Origin of the sequence: Streptomyces sp. NPDC002328 (assembly GCF_042890065.1) — a bacterium.
Lineage (GTDB): Bacteria > Actinomycetota > Actinomycetes > Streptomycetales > Streptomycetaceae > Streptomyces.
Window position 1 is genome coordinate 121,541 of sequence record NZ_JBIARQ010000020.1, and the last position, 17,717, is coordinate 139,257.

14 protein-coding genes are annotated in these 17,717 nt (G+C 74.9%); 11 read left to right on the forward strand and 3 right to left on the reverse strand.

Annotated features, from left to right (window positions below; translation table 11 throughout):
- Positions 1-220 precede the first annotated feature (220 nt).
- A complete protein-coding gene (locus ACFYX4_RS34730; RefSeq protein ID WP_389342059.1) occupies positions 221-628 on the forward strand; it encodes a VOC family protein in 408 nt (135 codons plus the stop codon).
- 56 nt (positions 629-684) lie between these two features.
- Here ACFYX4_RS34730 and ACFYX4_RS34735 read toward each other — a convergent pair whose 3' ends face one another.
- Both ACFYX4_RS34735 and ACFYX4_RS34740 read right to left on the reverse strand, forming a co-directional pair.
- Positions 685-1,350 carry a phosphoribosyltransferase gene (locus tag ACFYX4_RS34735; RefSeq protein ID WP_389342062.1) on the reverse strand — a complete coding sequence of 222 codons (666 nt, stop codon included), beginning with the start codon at positions 1,348-1,350 and terminating at the stop codon, positions 685-687.
- A gap of 73 nt (positions 1,351-1,423) precedes the next feature.
- Positions 1,424-2,104, reverse strand: coding sequence for a dienelactone hydrolase family protein (locus ACFYX4_RS34740; protein ID WP_389342065.1), 681 nt, complete (start codon positions 2,102-2,104; stop codon positions 1,424-1,426).
- Positions 2,105-2,177: 73 nt separating this feature from the next.
- On the opposite strand from ACFYX4_RS34740, the gene ACFYX4_RS34745 reads away from it, so the two are divergent.
- From ACFYX4_RS34745 to ACFYX4_RS34760, 4 genes are all read left to right on the forward strand, one after another.
- Entirely contained in the window at positions 2,178-2,633 is a 456-nt protein-coding gene (locus ACFYX4_RS34745; protein ID WP_389342112.1) for an archease, read from the forward strand.
- Between the two features lie 84 nt (positions 2,634-2,717).
- Complete coding sequence (locus tag ACFYX4_RS34750; RefSeq protein WP_389342068.1) at positions 2,718-3,881, forward strand: CapA family protein; 1,164 nt, start codon at positions 2,718-2,720, stop codon at positions 3,879-3,881.
- A gap of 101 nt (positions 3,882-3,982) precedes the next feature.
- The gene (locus ACFYX4_RS34755) at positions 3,983-4,465 is read left to right on the forward strand and encodes an Lrp/AsnC family transcriptional regulator (protein WP_389342071.1); all 483 of its coding nucleotides are present in this window, start codon (positions 3,983-3,985) and stop codon (positions 4,463-4,465) included.
- A 116-nt stretch (positions 4,466-4,581) separates the two neighbouring features.
- Complete coding sequence (locus ACFYX4_RS34760; RefSeq protein WP_389342074.1) at positions 4,582-7,410, forward strand: beta-L-arabinofuranosidase domain-containing protein; 2,829 nt, start codon at positions 4,582-4,584, stop codon at positions 7,408-7,410.
- 9 nt (positions 7,411-7,419) lie between these two features.
- On the opposite strand, the gene ACFYX4_RS34765 is transcribed toward ACFYX4_RS34760, so the two are convergent.
- A complete protein-coding gene (locus ACFYX4_RS34765; protein WP_389342079.1) occupies positions 7,420-8,238 on the reverse strand; it encodes a LysR substrate-binding domain-containing protein in 819 nt (272 codons plus the stop codon).
- 58 nt (positions 8,239-8,296) lie between these two features.
- On the opposite strand from ACFYX4_RS34765, the gene ACFYX4_RS34770 reads away from it, so the two are divergent.
- The 6 genes from ACFYX4_RS34770 to ACFYX4_RS34795 form a co-directional block, all read left to right on the forward strand.
- Positions 8,297-8,695: a DUF5997 family protein gene (locus tag ACFYX4_RS34770; RefSeq protein ID WP_389342082.1), complete on the forward strand. Its 399-nt coding sequence runs from the start codon at positions 8,297-8,299 to the stop codon at positions 8,693-8,695.
- A 276-nt stretch (positions 8,696-8,971) separates the two neighbouring features.
- Positions 8,972-9,361, forward strand: a complete 390-nt coding sequence (locus ACFYX4_RS34775) for a cold-shock protein (RefSeq protein WP_389342085.1) — start codon at positions 8,972-8,974, stop codon at positions 9,359-9,361.
- A gap of 146 nt (positions 9,362-9,507) precedes the next feature.
- Complete coding sequence (locus tag ACFYX4_RS34780) at positions 9,508-10,362, forward strand: DUF4132 domain-containing protein (RefSeq protein WP_389342088.1); 855 nt, start codon at positions 9,508-9,510, stop codon at positions 10,360-10,362.
- The gene (locus ACFYX4_RS34785) at positions 10,359-15,470 is read left to right on the forward strand and encodes a hypothetical protein (RefSeq protein ID WP_389342091.1); all 5,112 of its coding nucleotides are present in this window, start codon (positions 10,359-10,361) and stop codon (positions 15,468-15,470) included. The genes ACFYX4_RS34780 and ACFYX4_RS34785 overlap by 4 nt, the downstream gene beginning before the upstream one ends.
- A 98-nt stretch (positions 15,471-15,568) precedes the next feature.
- On the forward strand, positions 15,569-16,771 hold the full coding sequence (locus tag ACFYX4_RS34790; protein ID WP_389342115.1) for an AAA family ATPase: 1,203 nt from the start codon (positions 15,569-15,571) through the stop codon (positions 16,769-16,771).
- Positions 16,772-16,776: 5 nt separating this feature from the next.
- The coding region (locus tag ACFYX4_RS34795) for a DUF5682 family protein (RefSeq protein WP_389342094.1) at positions 16,777-17,717 on the forward strand (941 nt) is incomplete at its 3' end.

The window sequence follows — 17,717 nt, forward strand, 5'->3', positions numbered from 1 at the left end:
GTCCGCAGCGCCATCGACGCACCCATATGAGCACCTGGACGGCGGATGGTTCAACAGAGGTCGCCACGGCTGGGCCAATGGCACAGCCGTCGGTCGGGTCCGACCGCCACGGGGCTGCCAACGGACCAGCCGCCGCGGGGCGCGGTCACGAGGGGCCGCTGTCAGTGGCTCGCGTTACTCTGCGCACATCCGACCGTTTCGCCCGTTCCAGGGGGTTCTCATGGGCTCACGACTCAACCCGTATCTCAGCTTCGGCGGTGACGCCCGGCAGGCGATGGAGTTCTACCAGGCGGTCTTCGGCGGCACGCTGGTCGTCAAGACCTACGGGGAGTTCGGACAGCCGGACACGCCGGCGGCCGACAACGTCATGCACGGCATGCTGGAGACCCCGAGCGGCTTCACCCTGATGGGCGCCGACGCCCCTCCCGGGATGGACCACGCGCCGGGCAACAACTTCTCGGTGAGCCTCAGCGGCGAGGACGAGGCGGAGCTGCGCGGCTACTGGGAGAAGCTGTCGGCGGGCGGCTTCGTGGCCGTTCCGCTGGAGAAGCAGATGTGGGGCGACGTCTTCGGCATGTGCACGGACCGCTTCGGCGTCCCGTGGATGGTCAACATCAGCGGGGCCTGACCTGCCGCGGGCGTGGTCTGCCGCCGGCCCGGCCTGCCGCCTGCCACCGGCCCGGCCTACGTCCGGCCCGCGCGTCGCTCGGCCGCCGTGCGCAGGGCGTCCAGCACGTCGTCGTCCGAGAGCTGCTCGAAGTCCTCGTACCAGAGGCCGACGGCCATGAAGGACGACGGCTGGTGCGGGCAGATCAGTTCGTCGGCCTCGGCGCGCAGCAGGTTCACCGCCTCCGGCGAGCCGACCGGGACGGCCAGGACGGTCCGCCGGGGCCCCAGACGCCGTACGGCGCGCAGCGCGGCGCGGGCCGTGCCGCCGGTCGCCAGTCCGTCGTCGACGACGATCGCGGTCCGTCCGCGCAGGTCGGGGGCGGGCCGACCCTGCCGGTAGAGCCGCTCGCGGCGTCGGAGTTCCCGGCGTTCGCGCTCGACGACGGGGGCGAGCCGGCTCTCGCTGAGGCCCAGCCGGTCGAGGGCCTGCTCGTCGTAGAGCGGCTCGCCGTCGCCCGCGATCGCGCCGACGCCGTACTCCTGCTGGTGCGGCGCGCCGATCTTGCGGACGACGAGCACGTCGAGCGGGGCGTCGAGCGCCCTGGCAACCTCCACCGCCACGGCGACGCCGCCGCGCGGGAGGGCGAGGACGACGGGGTCGGGCAGGTCGCCCCGCTCCTGCCGCGCGCTCAGCAGCTCGGCCAGTGTCCGTCCGGCCTGCCCTCGATCACGGAAGCGCATGACGGCCGCGCTCCTTCCTGGCTCACGGGAAGCGACATCGCTCGGGCCCGCCCCCTGCCGACGGTGACGCCGGTCAGCGCGGCTGCGCCTCCCGTCCCACCGCCCTCAGACAGTCGTCGCACCACTCCTTCGCCGCCTCGGCGACCGCCTCCAGCGCGCCGGGCTCCTCGAACAGATGGGTGGCGTCCGGCACCACGTGCAGGGCGTGCGGGGCGCGCAGCCGCCGGGCCGCCTCCCGGTTGAGCCGGAGCACCTGGGGGTCCCGGCCGCCGACGACGAGCAGCACGGGCGCGCGGACGCGGTCCAGGGCCGCCGGCGCGAGGTCGGGCCGTCCGCCCCGGGACACCACGGCCAGGACCCGGTCCGGTCGCTCCGCGGCGGCCACGAGTGCCGCCGCCGCTCCGGTGCTGGCGCCGAACAGGACGATCGGCGGGTCGCGCAGGTCGGGCTGCGCCGCCAGCCAGTCGACGACGGCGGTCACGCGCCGGCCGAGCAGCGGGATGTCGAACCGGTGCACGCCCGTCGACAGGTCCTCGCGGGCCTCCCGGTCGGTCAGCAGATCGATCAGCACGGTGCCCACTCCGGCGGTGCGCAGTTCGGCGGCGACCGCGCGGTTGCGCGGGCTGTGCCGCGAGCTGCCGCTGCCGTGCGCGAACAGCACCACCGCGCGGGCCGGCGTCGGCGCGACGAGTTCGCCCGTGAGCGCGCCGCCGGCGACGGGCACCCGGATGAGTTCGGAGATCGTCGCCCTCACCTTCTTCCTCGGATGGCTCACCGGGACCCGGGTACCCGTATCGGCGAAGCGGCTTCTCCACGAGGTGGTGGTCATGGTCGGCGACACCGACGACGACAGGCAGGAACGGCGGCTGGGTTCGAGCGGGCATCGGGCGGTGCCGCACGAGGCGGACATCCGCATCGACGCCTGGGGGACGAGCCGCGAGCGCTGTCTGGTGGAGGCGGCGCTGGGAATGGTGGAGTGCTTCGCCGACATCACGGCGGTGCGCCCCACGGCCGTCGCCCGGTTCCAGCTGGCCGAGTGCTGCGACGACGATCTGCTGGACGCGCTGCTGGACGAGGTCGCGCACCGGCTGGAGGCGTGCGGGCAGGTGCCGGTCGACGTGGAGGCGGAGGCCACGGACGACGGGATGGACGTGCGGCTGGCGGTCGCCGCGCTGGCGGACGTGGAGGGCGTGGGACCGGTGCCGAGGACCGTCGGATGGCACGAGCTGCGCATCGGGCCGGACCCGTACGGCTGGTCGTGCGCGGTGATCCTGGACGTGTGATCTGCTGCGGACGGGGCTCCGTGCGGCCGGGCGGGGCTTCGTGCGGCCGGGCGGGGCCGGCCCGCCGAGGGTTACCGTGGGGGCATGAGCGGCAGCGCGGCGACGCTGTTCCTGTGCGGTGACGTGATGCTCGGACGCGGCGTCGACCAGATCCTCCCGCACCCCGGCAGTCCCGAGCTCCGCGAGGACTTCGTACGGGACGCCCGCTCCTACGTCCGGCTGGCGGAGGCGGTGAACGGGCCCGTGCCCGCCCCCGTCGACCCCGCGTGGCCGTGGGGCGCAGCCCTGCCGTGGCTGGCGGAGCGGGATCCCGACGTGCGGATCCTGAACCTGGAGACGTCCGTGACGCGCGGCAACGCGTTCGCGCTCGACAAGGCGGTCCACTACCGGATGCACCCGGCCAACCTCCCCGCGCTCGCCGTGGCCCGGCCCGACGTCTGCGTTCTGGCCAACAACCATGTGCTCGACTTCGGCCGTCCGGGCCTGGAGGAGACGCTCGTCTCGCTGCGCCGCGCCGGTCTGCGCACGGCGGGGGCGGGGCGCGGCGCCGAGGAGGCGTACGCCCCGGCGGTGACGCCCCTGCCGAGCGGCGGGCGGGTGCTCGTGTTCGCGCTCGGCTCGTCGTCCGCCGGGATACCGCCCTCGTGGGCGGCCACACCGGGCACGCCGGGCATCGCCTACGTGCCGGAGCTGTCGGCGCAGACGGCCGCCGCGGTGGTCCGCCATGTGCGGCGGGCCAAGCGGCCGGGCGACATCGCGGTCGTGTCCGTGCACTGGGGTTCCAACTGGGGGTACCGCGTGCCGCGCGAGCAGATCCGGTTCGCCCGGCTCCTGGTCGACGGCGGCGTGGACCTCGTCCACGGTCACTCCTCGCACCACCCCCGCCGTCTCGAGGTCTACCGCGACCGGCTCGTCCTGCACGGCTGCGGCGACTTCGTCGACGACTACGAGGGCATCTCCGGCTACGAGGAGTACCGCGACGACCTGCGGATCGCGTACCTCGTCACACTGGCGGCCGGCGGCCCCGACGCGGCCGACCCGGGCCGGCTGACCGGTCTGCGCATGCTGCCCCTGAAGGCCCGTCGGCTGCGGCTGGAGCCCGCGCCGCGGGACGACCGCGCCTGGCTGCGGAACGTCCTGGTGCGGGTCAGTGACGGCGTGCACATCACCGCCGACGACAGCGAGGCCGACGGCTCGCTGGTCCTGGTCCGCTCCCCCGCCCCCGCGCGCGGCGGCACGGGGCCATGAGCCACCGGTACGGAGAGTCCCCCGCACAAGGGGCCATTGGTACAGTCGGCGGCGGTCCCGCGAGCGCGGCGGGCCACCGCGACACGAGGAGGCCGGGCGTCATGGCCGTGGACGAGCTGGACACCCGCATCCTGCGGCTGCTGCTGGAACAGCCGCGGACCAGCGTGCGGGAGTACGCCCGCGTCCTCGGCGTCGCGCGCGGCACGCTCCAGGCCCGCCTGGACCGGCTGGAGCGGGACGGCGTGATCACCGGCACGGGCCCCTCCCTCTCCCCCGCCGCGCTGGGCCACCCGGTGCTGGCGTTCGTGCACATCGAGGTCACGCAGGGCCACCTCGACGACGTGGGCGACGCGCTGGCCGCCGTGCCGGAGATCGTCGAGGCGTTCTCGATCACCGGCGGCGGGGATCTCCTCACCCGGGTCGTGGCCCGCGACAACGCCCATCTGGAGGACGTGATCCAGAAGCTGATCAGCCTCCCCGGCGTGGTGCGCACCCGTTCCGAGGTCGCGCTGCGCGAGCGGGTGCCGTACCGGCTGCTGCCCCTGGTGGAGTCGATCGGGCGGGCCGCGAGCACGCGCCCCTGACGCGCAGCCGTCACGCGCGCACCGTTGACGCCCTGCCGTGCTCCCTCATAACGTCTGGCCGATCATCCGCACACTGTCCGTGATATCGAACAACTGTGACCGGAGGAGACCAGCACATGGCACCGCCTCTCGACAGACGGACCCTTCTCCAGAGCGCGATCCTGGCCGCTGCCGTTCCCACAGCCGGCGGGGGGACGGCGACGGCCTCCGCGGCGGCGGAGTCCGCGGCAGGGACTTCAGCGGCCGGGACCTCCGCGGCGACGCTCACGCCCCCGGCCGCCTGGACCGTACAGCCGTTCCCGCTCGACGCCGTCGGCCTCGGCCCCGGTCTCCTCGCCGACAAGCGCCGGCTGATGCTGGACCACGCGCGCGGGTACGACGTGAACCGGCTGCTCCAGGTCTTCCGGGCCAACGCCGGCCTCTCCACCCTCGGCGCGGTCGCGCCCGGCGGCTGGGAGGGGCTCGACGGCGAGGCCAACGGGAACCTGCGCGGCCACTACACCGGGCACTTCCTGACGATGCTGGCCCAGGCCTACGCGGGCACCGGCGAGCAGGTGTACGCGGACCGGATCCGGACGATGGTCGGCGCGCTCACCGAGGTGCGCGAGGCGCTGCGCCGCGACCCGGCCGTACTGAGCGTGGAGGGACGGTTCGGGACGGCCGCCGAGCACGTCCGGGGCTCCTACCGGTACGTCGACCTGCCCGCCGGCGTCCTCGGCGACGCCTCGGAGATCACGCTGGCCGCGTGGGTGAAGCCCGGCCACGACGCCTACTGGGCCCGGGTCCTCGACTTCGGCGACGACACCACCCGCTATCTGTACCTGACCGCGCGCAACGCGAGCGGGGTCCCGCGGTTCGCGATCACCACCGGCGGGCCCGGCGCCGAGCAGGGCCTGAACGGCACCGCCGCACTGCCGCTGAACCGGTGGAGCCACCTCGCGGTGACCATCGGCGCGGGCGTCGGCACGCTCTACGTCGACGGCGCGGCCGTGGCCCGCAACACGGCGATGTCCCTGACCCCGGCGGCTCTCGGCGCGCTCGCCCACCACTGGCTCGGCCGGTCCCATTTCGCCTCCGATCCCGTCCTCGCGGGCGCCTTCGGCGGGTTCGACGTGTGGTCACGGGCGCTGAGCGCCGACGAGATCACCGCTCTCCAGAGCGTCCGCGCGACCGGCGACCTCGTCTCGTACGCCTTCGACGAGACCTCCGGCTCCACCTTCGCGGACTCCTCGGGGCGCGGACTCACGGCCACCCTGCGGCGCACCTGGGGCGGCCCCAGCCACCCCGGTTTCCTCGCGGCCTACCCGGAGACGCAGTTCATCCTCCTGGAGTCGATGACGGGCAGCGACTACACGCGTGTGTGGGCGCCGTACTACACCGCGCACAAGATCCTGCGCGGCCTCGTGGACGCCTACCTCGCCACCGGCGACGCCCGTGCCCTCGATCTGGCGTCGGGCCTGTGCGACTGGATGCACGCGCGGTTGTCGAAGCTTCCCGAGGCCACCCTCCAGCGCATGTGGGGGCTGTTCTCCAGTGGGGAGTTCGGCGGGATCGTCGAGGCGGTCTGCGATCTGCACACGCTCACCGGGAAGCCCGAACACCTCGCGCTGGCCCGGCTGTTCGACCTCGACCGGCTCATCGACGCGTGCGCCGCGAACACCGACGTCCTCGACGGCCTGCACGCCAACCAGCACATCCCGATCTTCACGGGTTACGTCCGGCTGTACGACGCGACGGGCGAGGAGCGCTACCTCACCGCCGCGAGGAACTTCTGGGACATGGTCGTACCGCACCGCATGTACGGCATCGGTGGCACCAGCACCCTGGAGTTCTGGAAGGCGCGGGACGTCATCGCGGGGACGATCAGCGCCACGACCGCCGAGACGTGCTGCGCGTACAACCTGCTCAAGCTCAGCCGCACGCTGTTCTTCCACGAGCAGGACCCCAAGTACATGGACTACTACGAGCGGGCGCTGCTCAACCAGGTGCTCGGCTCCAAGCAGGACGTGCCGGACGCGGAGAAGCCGCTCGTCACGTACTTCATCGGGCTCACGCCCGGCCATGTGCGCGACTACACGCCCAAGCAGGGCACCACCTGCTGCGAGGGCACCGGCATGGAGAGCGCCACCAAGTACCAGGACTCGGTGTACTTCCGGGCCGCCGACGGCGGCGCGCTCTACGTCAACCTGTACAGCCCGTCCACGCTGGACTGGGCCGAGAAGGGCGTCACGGTCAGCCAGAGCACCGATTTCCCGCGCGAGCAGGGCACCACGCTCACCGTCCGGGGCCGCACCGCGTCCTTCGCGCTGCGGCTGCGCGTGCCGTCCTGGGCGACGGCCGGGTTCCGGGTGACGGTCAACGGGCGGCGGGTCAGCGGCGTTGCGACGCCCGGGAGTTACTTCACGGTCTCCCGGACATGGCGCGACGGCGACACCGTCCGGGTGTCCTTCCCGTTCCGTCTGCGGGTGGAGAAGGCCCTCGACGAACCGTCGTTGCAGACCCTGTTCCTCGGCCCGGTCAACCTCGTCGCCCGGAACCCCGCGACGACGTACCTGGAGTTCGGCCTCTACCGCAACGCGGCCCTCTCCGGCGATCTGCTGCCCTCCCTCACCCCGGTGAGCGGGAAGCCGCTGCACCACACGCTGGACGGCGTCGAGTTCGCGCCCTTCTTCGAGGGGACCGAGGACCCCACACACGCGTACGTGCGGCGCGTGGAGCCCCGGGTGGTGTTCGGCGGCAGCGACTCGGGGGTGGCCGCCCCGGCGCGGCCGGACGGCACCACGCTGCTCGACGAGGTCTGGGCGGGCGCGCCGTTCAGCTCGAAGGGGGCGCTGGTGGCGCGGGTGCGGACGGTGGTCGCGGCGTGGGTCGCCGACGGGCTGCTGGCGCAGGCCGACGGGGAGAGGGTGGTGAGCACCGCGCGCGGGGCGACGTTCGTGCCTTGAGGGGAGGCGCTACGAGCGGCGGCGGGGCTTCCCTGTGCCCCGCTTGGCGCCGGCGCCCTTGCCGCCGCCGGCCTTGCTGCCGCCGCTCTTGGCGCCACCTGTCTTGGCGCTGCCGGTCCGGCCGCGGGCGGCGGTGCCGCCCGTCCTGCCTGCGCCTGACTTGCGGGGCTCGCGCTTCTGGTCGGGCTTGGGCCGGTCCTGCCGGTCCTGCTGCGGGGCACGTCCGCGCGTGCTGTTGACCGTGCGGCCGCGGACGATGCCGATGAAGTCCTCCACCAGGTCGGTCGTCGCGTCCTCGGGCCAGGACAGGGCGACGCCCGACTGGGGCGCGTCCACGACCGTCCGGTAGGTGAGGTCGCGGCGGTGGTGGAGCCGGGCCAGCGACTGGGGCACGACCAGGACGCCGATGTTCGCCGCGACCAGCTCGACGGCGTCGGCCGTGGTCGCCGGGCGCTCGAAGGCGGCCTCGCCGGGCGGCCGGTCCCAGCCGAGGACGTCGTCGAGCGGATGGAGGACCACCTCGTCGGCGAGGTCCTCGAGGGTCACCTCGTCCGCCGCCGTGAGCAGGTGGTCCTTGGGGACCACGACGACGGTCGTCTCGGTGTAGAGGGGGATCGCGCTGAACACCGCGCGGTCGACGGGGAGCCGCACGAGGCCCGCGTCGGCGCGGCCGTCGCGCAGGACGTCGCAGGCTTCGGCGGGCGTCACCTGGACGAGGGCGAGGGGGACGCCCGGGAGGCGCTCCTCCCAGGTCCGCACCCACTTGGCGGGCGTCACTCCGGGGACGTACGCGAGCCGGAACGAGGGGGAATCCGCCGAGTCGGTCATTCCGCCAGGTTACCGGCCCTGGTCGGGGGCCTTCCCGGCGGCCGATAGTCTGGACGGCATGAAGTCGCACCAGAGCACCCAGACGATGAAGCCCGCGACCGCGGCGAAGAAGCTGGGTGTGTACCTCCCCGCCACCCCCGCCGAGTTCCAGGAGGGTGTCGTCTCGCGCGCCGAGCTGAACGAGCTCCAGGCGAACCCGCCCGAGTGGCTGCGCGCGCTCAAGGAGAGCGGCCCGCACCCCCGTCCCGTCGTCGCGGCGAAGCTGGGCGTGTCCATCGCGGGCCTGGCCCGCGGCGGGGTCACCGAGGCGCTGACCACCGAGCAGATCGACGCCCTCAAGGACGCGAAGCCCGAGTGGCTGGAGAAGGAGCGCGCGACCCAGGCCGAGGTCCGCAAGGAGGGCGCCCGCCTGAAGAAGCTCGCCGCGGAGAAGGCCGAGAAGGCCGACAAGGCGTAGTCGGCCTCGAAGGGCGAGCGGGCGCGCCAGGGCGGCAGGGCGCGCGGGCTCGTCAGGGCGGCAGGGCGCACGGTGGCGGGCGCGGGGAGTCCGGGCCCGGTCGCGCGCCGGGTGCGCGCGACCTGAGCCGGCCGCCCCTCCGGGGGCGCGGGGCCGGGCGGCCCGCCGCGCTGTACCGTGCACAGTGAGCCCGCGGGAGTCGCTCGTGGGCCGTCGGGTGGCTACGATCCGGTCGAGTCCGCCGACGTGGTGTTTTCGAGGTTGCTGGGGGTTGGGATGGTTGCTGGTCGTGTGGTGCGCTTCGACAGCCAGCGGGGTTACGGGTTCATCGCGCCCGACGACGGGGGCGAGGACGTCTTCCTGCATGTGAACGACATGCTCATGCCCGAGTCGCAGGTGCGGCGGGGCGTCGTGGTGGAGTTCGAGATCGAGGACGGCGAGCGCGGGCCGAAGGCGTCCGGCGTGCGGCTCGCGCGGGGCGAGGACGGCAAGCCGCTCGCGGCCGACGACGACGTCCTGTGCGATGTGCTCAGCACGGAGGAGTTCACCCGGGACGTCACCGAGACGCTGCTCACCGCGGCGCCCTCGCTGACCGCCGAGCAGATCCTCCAGGTGCGCGGCTCGCTGGCGCAGTTCGCGAAGAACCACGGCTGGGTCGAGGGCTGACCCGCCGGCAGAAGTCGCCCCCCGCGGCCGTGCCGTCGCGCGCGCCGCGGGGCGACGACCCCGGGCCGCCGCCTGCCCGGACCCCGTTGTCAGTGGCCTGATCTAGAGTTCCCGTCACTTGATCGCTGCGGGTGCGGGAGGCACGCATGGGGTGGGTGTCGGCCGGCGACTACGAAGTCGCCCTGGAAGACGGCAAGGTGGTGTGCCGCAACGCGGCCGGGCGACGGCTGAAGTCGGTTCCGGCCAAGATCGTCGACGATCCGGCCGTGGTGGGCCTGCGTCAGCTCATCGAGTGGCTGGAACGGCACGAGCGGCGGTGCCTGACCGACGTCGAGCGGTGGATGGTGCGCTCGCTGCCGGTGCCGTTGGCCGTCCTCACGCGGGTGTGGCCCGATCCGGCCTGGCAGGCCGCCCTGCGCGACCTCGTCGTCACCGGGGCCGACGGCGAGGTGGCCGGCTTCCTGCGCGACGCCGACCCCGAGCGCGGCCTCGGCCTCGTCGACCTCGACGGCGACACCGTGCGCATCGCCCCCGAGCTGGTCCGGCTGCCGCACCCCGTGCTCCTCGAAGACCTGGAGGAACTGCGGGAGTTCGCCGTCGAGCTCGGTGTCGAGCAGCGCGCCCAGCAGCTCTTCCGCGAGGTCTGGCACCGGCCCGCCGCGCTCGACGCCGAGGCGTCCTCCGTGGAGGACTACGCGGGCGGGGCCTTCAAGCAGCTGCGGTTCCTGCACGGCAGGGCCTCCCAGCTCGGCTACCGCGTCCGGGGCGGTCACGCGGTGTGCTCCGTCCTGGAGGACGGCCGCGGGGTCGAGGCCCGGGTGTGGGTCGGCGACTACGACGGCTACGAGGAGACGGAGACCGGCCCGCTGGTCTTCACCGACCCGGCCGGCAAGGCGCTGAAGCTGGGTCAGGTCGGGCCGGTGGCCTGGTCGGAGGGCATGCGCATGGCGGCCGCGCTGTACGCGGGTCGCGACATCGCGGACGAGGAGCAGGCGGCATGACGTACGACGAGACCACCATCGCCGCGCTGCTCGACGCGGGCGCCGTCCTGCCGCCGGGGGCGACGGACCGGGAGGACGCCGACGTCCTCACCGTGCGCACGTACACCCACCCCGCGCTGGAGGGCCGCGACGTCGTCCGGCTCGTGCCGGGCACGCTCGGGGAGGCCGAGGACCTCGCGCTGGACTTCCTCGGGCTGACCCGGCGGCCGGAGGCTCCCGAGGTCGGCCAGGTGCGCAAGGAGACGCTCGGCTTCCCCGCCTGGGCGCTGGTCCACGACCCGGCCAACGGCCATCACGCGCTGGCGCTGGTCAAGGACGTCGAGCGGCTCGCCCGGCAGGCCAAGTCCCGTCCCGGCAACGCCAAGGAAGGCTTCGAGGCGCTCGGCGAGCGGCTCGGGAGGGCCGTGCCCCACTTCCTGCCCACCTTCTACGAGCAGGCCGCGCGGGTCTTCCTCCAGCACGAGAACACCACGTACGCCGCCGCCTTCTTCGGCAAGGCCCGCGAGGCCGAGCGGGTGCACGCGCTGGCCGTGGACGAGGAGCGGCAGCGGGCGGTGTTCCTGGAGTTCGCCTTCGCCGGCGCGCTGACCGTCAAGGCGCTCAAGGAGCATGTGAAGGCGCTGGGGACGCGGCTGAGTCCGGCCGAGGCGTGGGCGCAGTTCCGGCAGTTGACCGTGGAGCGGTGCGCGGCCGGGATGCCGCCGTACGCGTCGCTGCCGCAGGACGCGCGCGGGCTGATCAAGGCCGCCGGGCTGAACCGGGTCGCCGAGGAGTGCGCCCTGGTCGCCGACCTGATCGCGTCGCCCGCCGCGGTCCGCGCGCCCGCCTCCTTCTGGAACGCGTACCGGGCGACCCTCGCCGTCCTGGCCGAGGAGCAGCCGGCGGTGCGGACCCGGCTGCTGGAGATCATGCCGGCCGGGCTGGGCCGTTCCGTCGAGGACGACGAGTTCTGGCTGGCGCTGCTCACGGAGACGCGCGCCGACCTGCTGCTGACCGGCGAGGCCGGCGCGGCGGCGGACGACGTCGACGCCGCGGACTGGCTCAGCCGTTGGGCCACGCACCGCAAGCACGGCGCCTCGGTCAGCGGGCGCTCGCCGGCCACGCTCGCGCTCGTGGAGCGGATGGCGGCACGTCTGCGCGCCAAGGGCCGCCCGGTGGACCTCTTCGCGGGCCGCTGGCACGCCGGCGCCGACCTCGACCTGTTCGACCTGTGCGCGGCGCGGGACGTGCCGTTGACGCTGCCCCGCGCCGACCAGGACGTCTTCCTCCCGCTCGGCCAGTGGCTGAAGGAGACCCGGCCCGCGGGGCGCGATCTGACGGCGCTCGCGGCGGATCCGCGGTACCGGCGTCTGCTGTACCGCTCGGTGGGCACGCTGAGCGGTCAGCGTCCCGACGCCGAGCTGGTGCGAGGGCTGGCCGGGCATCCCGTGCTCGCCGACGTGCTGCGCGAGTGGCTGGACGACTCGGCGGACGCGCTGTCGGCGGCACGCGGTCTGCCCGCCGCGCGGGAGGCGCTGGACCGGCTGCGCCCGTACCGCGCGGTCGCCGCCGCGGTGAGCCCGGCCGCCGTCGCCAAGACCGCCGCGCACGAGGCCGCCCCGCTGCTCGGCCGTACGCTGCGCGCCGGCATACCGGACGAGCTGGGCTGGCCCGCGCTCGACGAGGCACTGGAGCGGCTCGACTCGGAGACCCGGCGCGACCGCGACGACTCCCTGCACGTCGAGGAGGCCTGGCCCGCGCTGATCCTCTCGCGCCGGCACATGGCGATCGTCGTCGGCCCGCGGGAGATCCTGCTGGAGCATGAGCTGCGGCTGCCCGTCGAACTGGACCGCTGGCAGCGTCCGACGTTCCGTTATGTGGACGGCGAGCTGCTGGTGATGTGGTGGCAGGACCGCAAGCAGCGCGGCTACTGGTCGGCCCGGCCGCAGGAGGTGTTCACGGTCGGGGGCGAGCAGTCGCCTCGCTGGTACGGGGGCGGCGACGCGGGCGAGCCCTCCCTGCCGCTCCCCGGCGGCGGGCGGGCCACCGGCGGGCGGACGCTGCACGCAGGCGACACGGTGGTGCCGCCCTCACGCCGGCTCCTCGGCGACGGCACGTCTCTCTGGCGTGAGGGCCGGCAGGGACGCCGGCAGGTGTGGCTGGAGTACGACCCGGCCACCGGCACGCACGGGCGTGCCTCGCTGCCCGCGTTCCTGCGGACCGGCATCCGCGAGGATGCGAGCCTGCTGCAACAGCACTGCGCGGTGCTGCCGCTCCAGCCCGGCCTGGAGCAGAGCCCGTTCGGCACGGACGGCACGGTGGTCGGCCGCTGGGTGCGCACGGAGGGCGAGGGCGCCGAGGCCCGCACGGTCGCCGGGACACCGGACGGGCGGACGGTCGCGCTGCCCGCGGCGGCGGGCGGCGGGCAGGGGGTTCCGCTGGGCGCGCTGCGGCTGCCCGGCGGGGCCGAGCCCGTCGTCGTCGCCCAGCGCCGGCAGGTGGCCCTGTACGCCGGCGACGACACGTCCGCCGCCGGGGAGTTGGGGCGTCTGACGCCGCTGGAGCGGGGCGGCGAGTTCGCCGGGGGCACCGGGCTGGTGCCGCCGGTCGACTTCTGGCACGCGCTGCGGCCACGGGACGAGCGGGCGTCCGCCGTGCTGCGCGCGCTGAGCGACGCGCAGGCCGACGAGCTGCTGGTCGCGGGCGCCGACGGGCTCGCGGCGCGGACGGCTCAGCTGAAGCAGGCGATGCGCGCGGCGTCGGGGGTGACACCGGGAGGGACGTCGGGTGCGGCGTCGAGAGGGACGTCGGCGGGTGCTTCCGCCGGGGCGACCCCGGCCGGGGGCAACGCCGTGCCGTCCGGCGGCGGCTCCGGCGGCACGTCCGTCGCCCCGTCCGTCGAGGAGGTCCTCGCGGACGTGGTGTCCCGTTGTCTGCCCGATCTCGTCGAACCGCGTCTGGTCGCGGGCGTCGCCTCGCTCGTGCGGGCGGTGCTGCGCCTGGCGGAGTCGACGGCCTCCTTCGTGGCGCCCGTGGTGGAGCGTCCGCGGGTGGACCGGCGGCGCACGGAGGGCATGTTCGCCGACGTCAGCCCCGAGCACGGTGACGACCGGACGCTGCGGGAGGCCACCGCCGGTCTCGCCGACCAGCACGGCTGGTGGGGCGGCGGCACGTGCTGGACCGCGCTGCGCCAGATCCGCGCCGTCAACCATGTGCTGTCAGGGAAGCCCGCCGACGGCAAGCCGCTGTCCCGGCGCTCCGGGCTTACCGGCGCCTCCGGCGCGTGGGGCAGCGACGAGTTCACCGTCCCCGGCATCGGCCTGGTGTGGACGTCCGTGCTGGGCGCGTTGCGCCCGCTCGCCTACCGTGCCGCCTCCCCGGCCCTGCCCGAGGCGCACCGGGAGGCGCTGCTCCTGCTGTTCGAGGCGATCACGGACGGTCCGCTGGCCGCGTCCGGGAGCGGCGCGGTGCGGGAGGTCGTGCTGAGCGAGCCGTACGACAAGCTGGAGCGGGTCGGGCAGGTGCTGCGCCGCGAGGGCAGGACCGTCGTCGTCCTGGGCTGCCAGAGCATCGACCACCAGAACGGGATCGTGAACTGGCTCGCCCTGGACCACGACCCGGCTGGCGCGTTCGGCGCGGTCGCGCATTTCGTGCTGGAGCGGGAGACCGCGTACCCGCCGGTGTTCGACGCCGGGGCGCTGGCCGCCGTGACCCGGCTGGTGCGGGACAAGGGCGCCGCGCCCTGGCAGCCGGGCGCGCCGGAGGCCCTCGCGGCGGCGACCCTGGGCGGGCTGGGTCCCGTACAGGCCGCGCTGCTGCTGGCGGGGAAGCCGGCGGAGATCTCCACCGAGGTGCTCGCGACGTTCGACCTGAAGCCTCGTCAGAAAGCTTTCGGCGACGGCATGTTGGGGTCGCTGGAGTCGGGCGACCGGGCGGCGCTCATCGGCGCTCTGCTGCCCGTGAACCCCGGTGACCTGTGGACGGCCGGCCCGGACACGGCGGCCGCGGGCCGGGTGTGGCAGGAGCGGCTCGGCGGGTTCGTGCGGCTCCCCGAAGACATCGCGGCGGACCTCGGCCTCGGGGGCGTGCCGGCCGGTTCCGCCGAGGCCGTGCTCAACCCGGGGCGCACCCCCTGGATCAGCGGCACCACGGTCCAGCGCATCGACAAGAGCGGGGAGTTGGTCCCCGACGACGCCAGGATGCTGCCCGGCCGGTACCAGCTGGCGCAGGCGGTGACCGCGCTCGCCGGACTCGCCTACGCGCTGCCGTACGGGCACCCGCTGCGCGCCGCCCTGCCCGAGGGCCTGGCCGCGCTGCGCCGGCGGGTCGCCGATCCGGGACTGCTGCTCGACCTCGACGTCTCCTGGGGGACGGCCGGGTCGACCGCGGTCGGTCTGCGCAAGGCGTACGGGCTGCCTGCCACCGGCGGCTCCGACGAGAACGGTCTGACGCCGCTGGGCGAGGCGCTGGTCCTGCGCCCGTGGTGGGGCGACCGGGAAGCCGTCCTGGTGCGGTCCGGCGCGCTGTCCGGTCCGGACGACCCGGTGTTCGGGCTGATCGAGGGGCTGGTCGCACCCGGGCACGGCGAGGGCATGCGGGCGCTGCGCACGATCCTCGACGACGAGCTGGCCCGCGCGGTCGCGGCCGGGACCGACGGCGAGGAGTTCACCGGGCAGGCCCAGGACCCGACCGTCAGCGTGCCGGCCCTGGTCGCCGAGGTCGCCGGGGCGCACGGGCTCGGTGCGGACGCGGCGGCGCTGTACCTCCAGTTGCTGGCGCTGCCGGATCCGACGGACCGCAACTGCGCCCGCTGGACCGGCTGGAAGCCGGCCCGGCTGAAGAAGGCCCGCGCCGAGCTCGCGGCGACCGACCTGGTCGTGGAGGCCAAGCGGCCGCGCGCCGGACGCACGCTCTTCCTGCCCTGCGGCTGGCGCGATCTGAAGGCTCCCGCGCTGCCGGTGGAGATCTGGAAGGAAGGCCTCTACCCGGTCTCCGGCGGGGCGCGTGCCGTGCCGCTGCTGCCGGTGCCCGAGCTGTTCGCGCGTGCGTGGGCCCGGGTCCGCTCCGGTGACGCCCCTGCCTACGAGGAGCTCACCACCCGCGCCACCCGCAAGGGCCGCCGCCGATGACCACCGTCCCCCCGCACCTGGAAGAACGCGCGCCGATGACCGCTGACCTCACCTCCGAGTCGGACTCCTCCCCCGGCTCTGTGGACGCCGCCCACTCCATGGCCTCCTCCGACTCCGTGGCCTCCTCCGACTCCGTGGCCTCCGCCGACTCCGTGCCGGCCCGGCAGATCGTGCCGCCCGAGGACCGGCACGCCGTCGAGCTGGCCTTCCTCGCCGCGTACGACGACGGGCCGCGCCCGCCGGCCTGGCGGCTTACCCCGCGCGCGGTGGTCACGTTCGTGATGGGCAGCGACGGGCGGGCCCTGAAGCTGCCCGACGGCGCGGCGGCCCCCGAGGGGGTGCCGCGGCGGCTCGTCGTCGAGGGCAAGTTCGTCGGCGACCGGGCGCTGGTCGAGCGGTGCGTGGTGACCCTGGCGGGCGAGCGGGGCCTGCTGCTCGTGGGTGAGCCGGGCACCGCGAAGTCGATGCTGTCGGAGCTGCTGTCGGCCGCGGTCTGCGGCACCAGCGGCCTGGTCGTGCAGGGCACGGCGGGCACCACCGAGGACCAGCTCAAGTACGGCTGGAACTACGCCCTGTTGCTCGCGCAGGGCCCCAGCCGTCAGGCGCTGGTGCCCTCGCCCGTGCTGACCGCGATGCGCCGGGGCGGCATCGCCCGGGTCGAGGAGGTCACGCGCTGTCTGCCCGAGGTGCAGGACTCCCTGGTGTCGCTGCTCTCGGAACGGCGCATCGCCGTCCCCGAACTGGCGGGCACGGACGACGCGTTGGCGCACGCGGCGCCCGGCTTCAACCTCATCGCCACCGCCAACCTGCGCGACAAGGGCGTTTCCGAGATGTCCGCAGCCCTCAAGCGCCGGTTCAACTTCGAGACGGTCGGGCCGATTCCGGACCTCGACGCGGAGACCGCGCTGGTGCGCGGTCAGGCACGGGCCTCCGTGGAGCGGGCCGGCGCGCCCTTCCACGTCGACGACGCCGTGCTGGAGGCCCTCGTCACCGCCTTCCGGGACCTGCGGGAGGGCCGGTCGGCGGAGGGGTGGGAGGTGGAACGCCCGTCGACGGTGATGAGCACCGCCGAGGCCGTGTCCGTGGCGGGCGCGCTGGCGCTGGCCGCGGCGTACTTCCCCGGGGACCGTGACGTGCTGGGTCTGCTGCCGGGGCATCTGCTCGGCGTGGTCCGCAAGGACGATCCCGCCGACGCGGCACGCCTGCGCGGCTATTGGGACGGCCCGGTCCGCCGCCGCGCCGAGCAGGGCTCCGCCACCTGGCGCACCCTGTGGGACCTGCGCTCGATCCTGGAGGGCTGACCGCCGTGTCCCCCGCCGACGTTTCCCCGGACGCCCCCGAGGCGGCTCTCGCCGTCCTCACCGGGCCGGACGCGCCGTATCTGATCGGCGTACGGCACCACGCGCCCTCGTTGGCCGCCGCGGTGCCCGCGCTGCTGGACGAGGCGAAGCCGGACGTGGTGCTCGTCGAGCTGCCGGCCGAGATGCAGGAATGGCTGCCGTGGCTCGGGCACGAGGAGACGCGCGCCCCGGTCGCGCTGGCCGCCGCTCCCCGGGACGGGCGGGGCGGCGCGGGGCGGGGCGGCGCGGGGCCCGCGTTCTATCCGTTCGCGGACTTCTCGCCCGAGCTGGCCGCCGTGCGCTGGGCCGCCCGGCACGGGGTGCCGGTGATCGCCTGCGATCTGCCGCTCGCCGTCCGGGCCTGGGACGAGGGGCGACGGCAGCCCACGTCCCACGGCGCGGGCCGGCCCGGACTCGCCGGGGCGTTGCGGGCCCGGCTGACGGGCCGCCCCGGCGACGACCTGTGGGACCGGCTCGTCGAGGCGACCGCCCCGGGCTCGGCGCCCGAGGCCCTGCGCAGGGCGGCGCTGCTCACGGGGTGGGCGCTGCGGGAGGACGTGGCGTCGTCGGGCGGGGTGCCCGCGGTGGACCTGCGGCGCGAACGGTGGATGCGGGCCCGGCTGACCGAGGCGACGGCGCGCGGGGAGCGGGCCGCCGTCGTGATCGGGGCGTTCCACGCACCCGCGTTGACGGGCCGACACCCCGAGGAGGCGGCGCAAGACGACCGGCCGACGGAGAACGGGACGGCAGCGGACGCGGCGCGAGGCGACTCGGCGCGAGGGGACTCGGCGCGAGGGGACTCGGCGCGAGGGGACTCGGCGCGAGGGGACTCGGCGCGAGGGGACTCGGCGCGAGGGGACTCGGCGCGAGGGGACTCGGCGCGAGGGGACTCGGCGCGAGGCGACTC

Coding starts and splice junctions, on each gene's coding strand:
- ACFYX4_RS34765 (WP_389342079.1), bottom strand. CDS start 8,238: ATGACCGACTCGGCGGATTCCCCCTCGTTCCGGCTCGCGTACGTCCCC.
- ACFYX4_RS34735 (WP_389342062.1), bottom strand. CDS start 1,350: ATGCGCTTCCGTGATCGAGGGCAGGCCGGACGGACACTGGCCGAGCTG.
- ACFYX4_RS34745 (WP_389342112.1), top strand. CDS start 2,178: ATGGTCGGCGACACCGACGACGACAGGCAGGAACGGCGGCTGGGTTCG.
- ACFYX4_RS34755 (WP_389342071.1), top strand. CDS start 3,983: ATGGCCGTGGACGAGCTGGACACCCGCATCCTGCGGCTGCTGCTGGAA.
- ACFYX4_RS34775 (WP_389342085.1), top strand. CDS start 8,972: ATGGTTGCTGGTCGTGTGGTGCGCTTCGACAGCCAGCGGGGTTACGGG.
- ACFYX4_RS34760 (WP_389342074.1), top strand. CDS start 4,582: ATGGCACCGCCTCTCGACAGACGGACCCTTCTCCAGAGCGCGATCCTG.
- ACFYX4_RS34730 (WP_389342059.1), top strand. CDS start 221: ATGGGCTCACGACTCAACCCGTATCTCAGCTTCGGCGGTGACGCCCGG.
- ACFYX4_RS34750 (WP_389342068.1), top strand. CDS start 2,718: ATGAGCGGCAGCGCGGCGACGCTGTTCCTGTGCGGTGACGTGATGCTC.
- ACFYX4_RS34785 (WP_389342091.1), top strand. CDS start 10,359: ATGACGTACGACGAGACCACCATCGCCGCGCTGCTCGACGCGGGCGCC.
- ACFYX4_RS34780 (WP_389342088.1), top strand. CDS start 9,508: ATGGGGTGGGTGTCGGCCGGCGACTACGAAGTCGCCCTGGAAGACGGC.
- ACFYX4_RS34770 (WP_389342082.1), top strand. CDS start 8,297: ATGAAGTCGCACCAGAGCACCCAGACGATGAAGCCCGCGACCGCGGCG.
- ACFYX4_RS34790 (WP_389342115.1), top strand. CDS start 15,569: ATGGCCTCCTCCGACTCCGTGGCCTCCTCCGACTCCGTGGCCTCCGCC.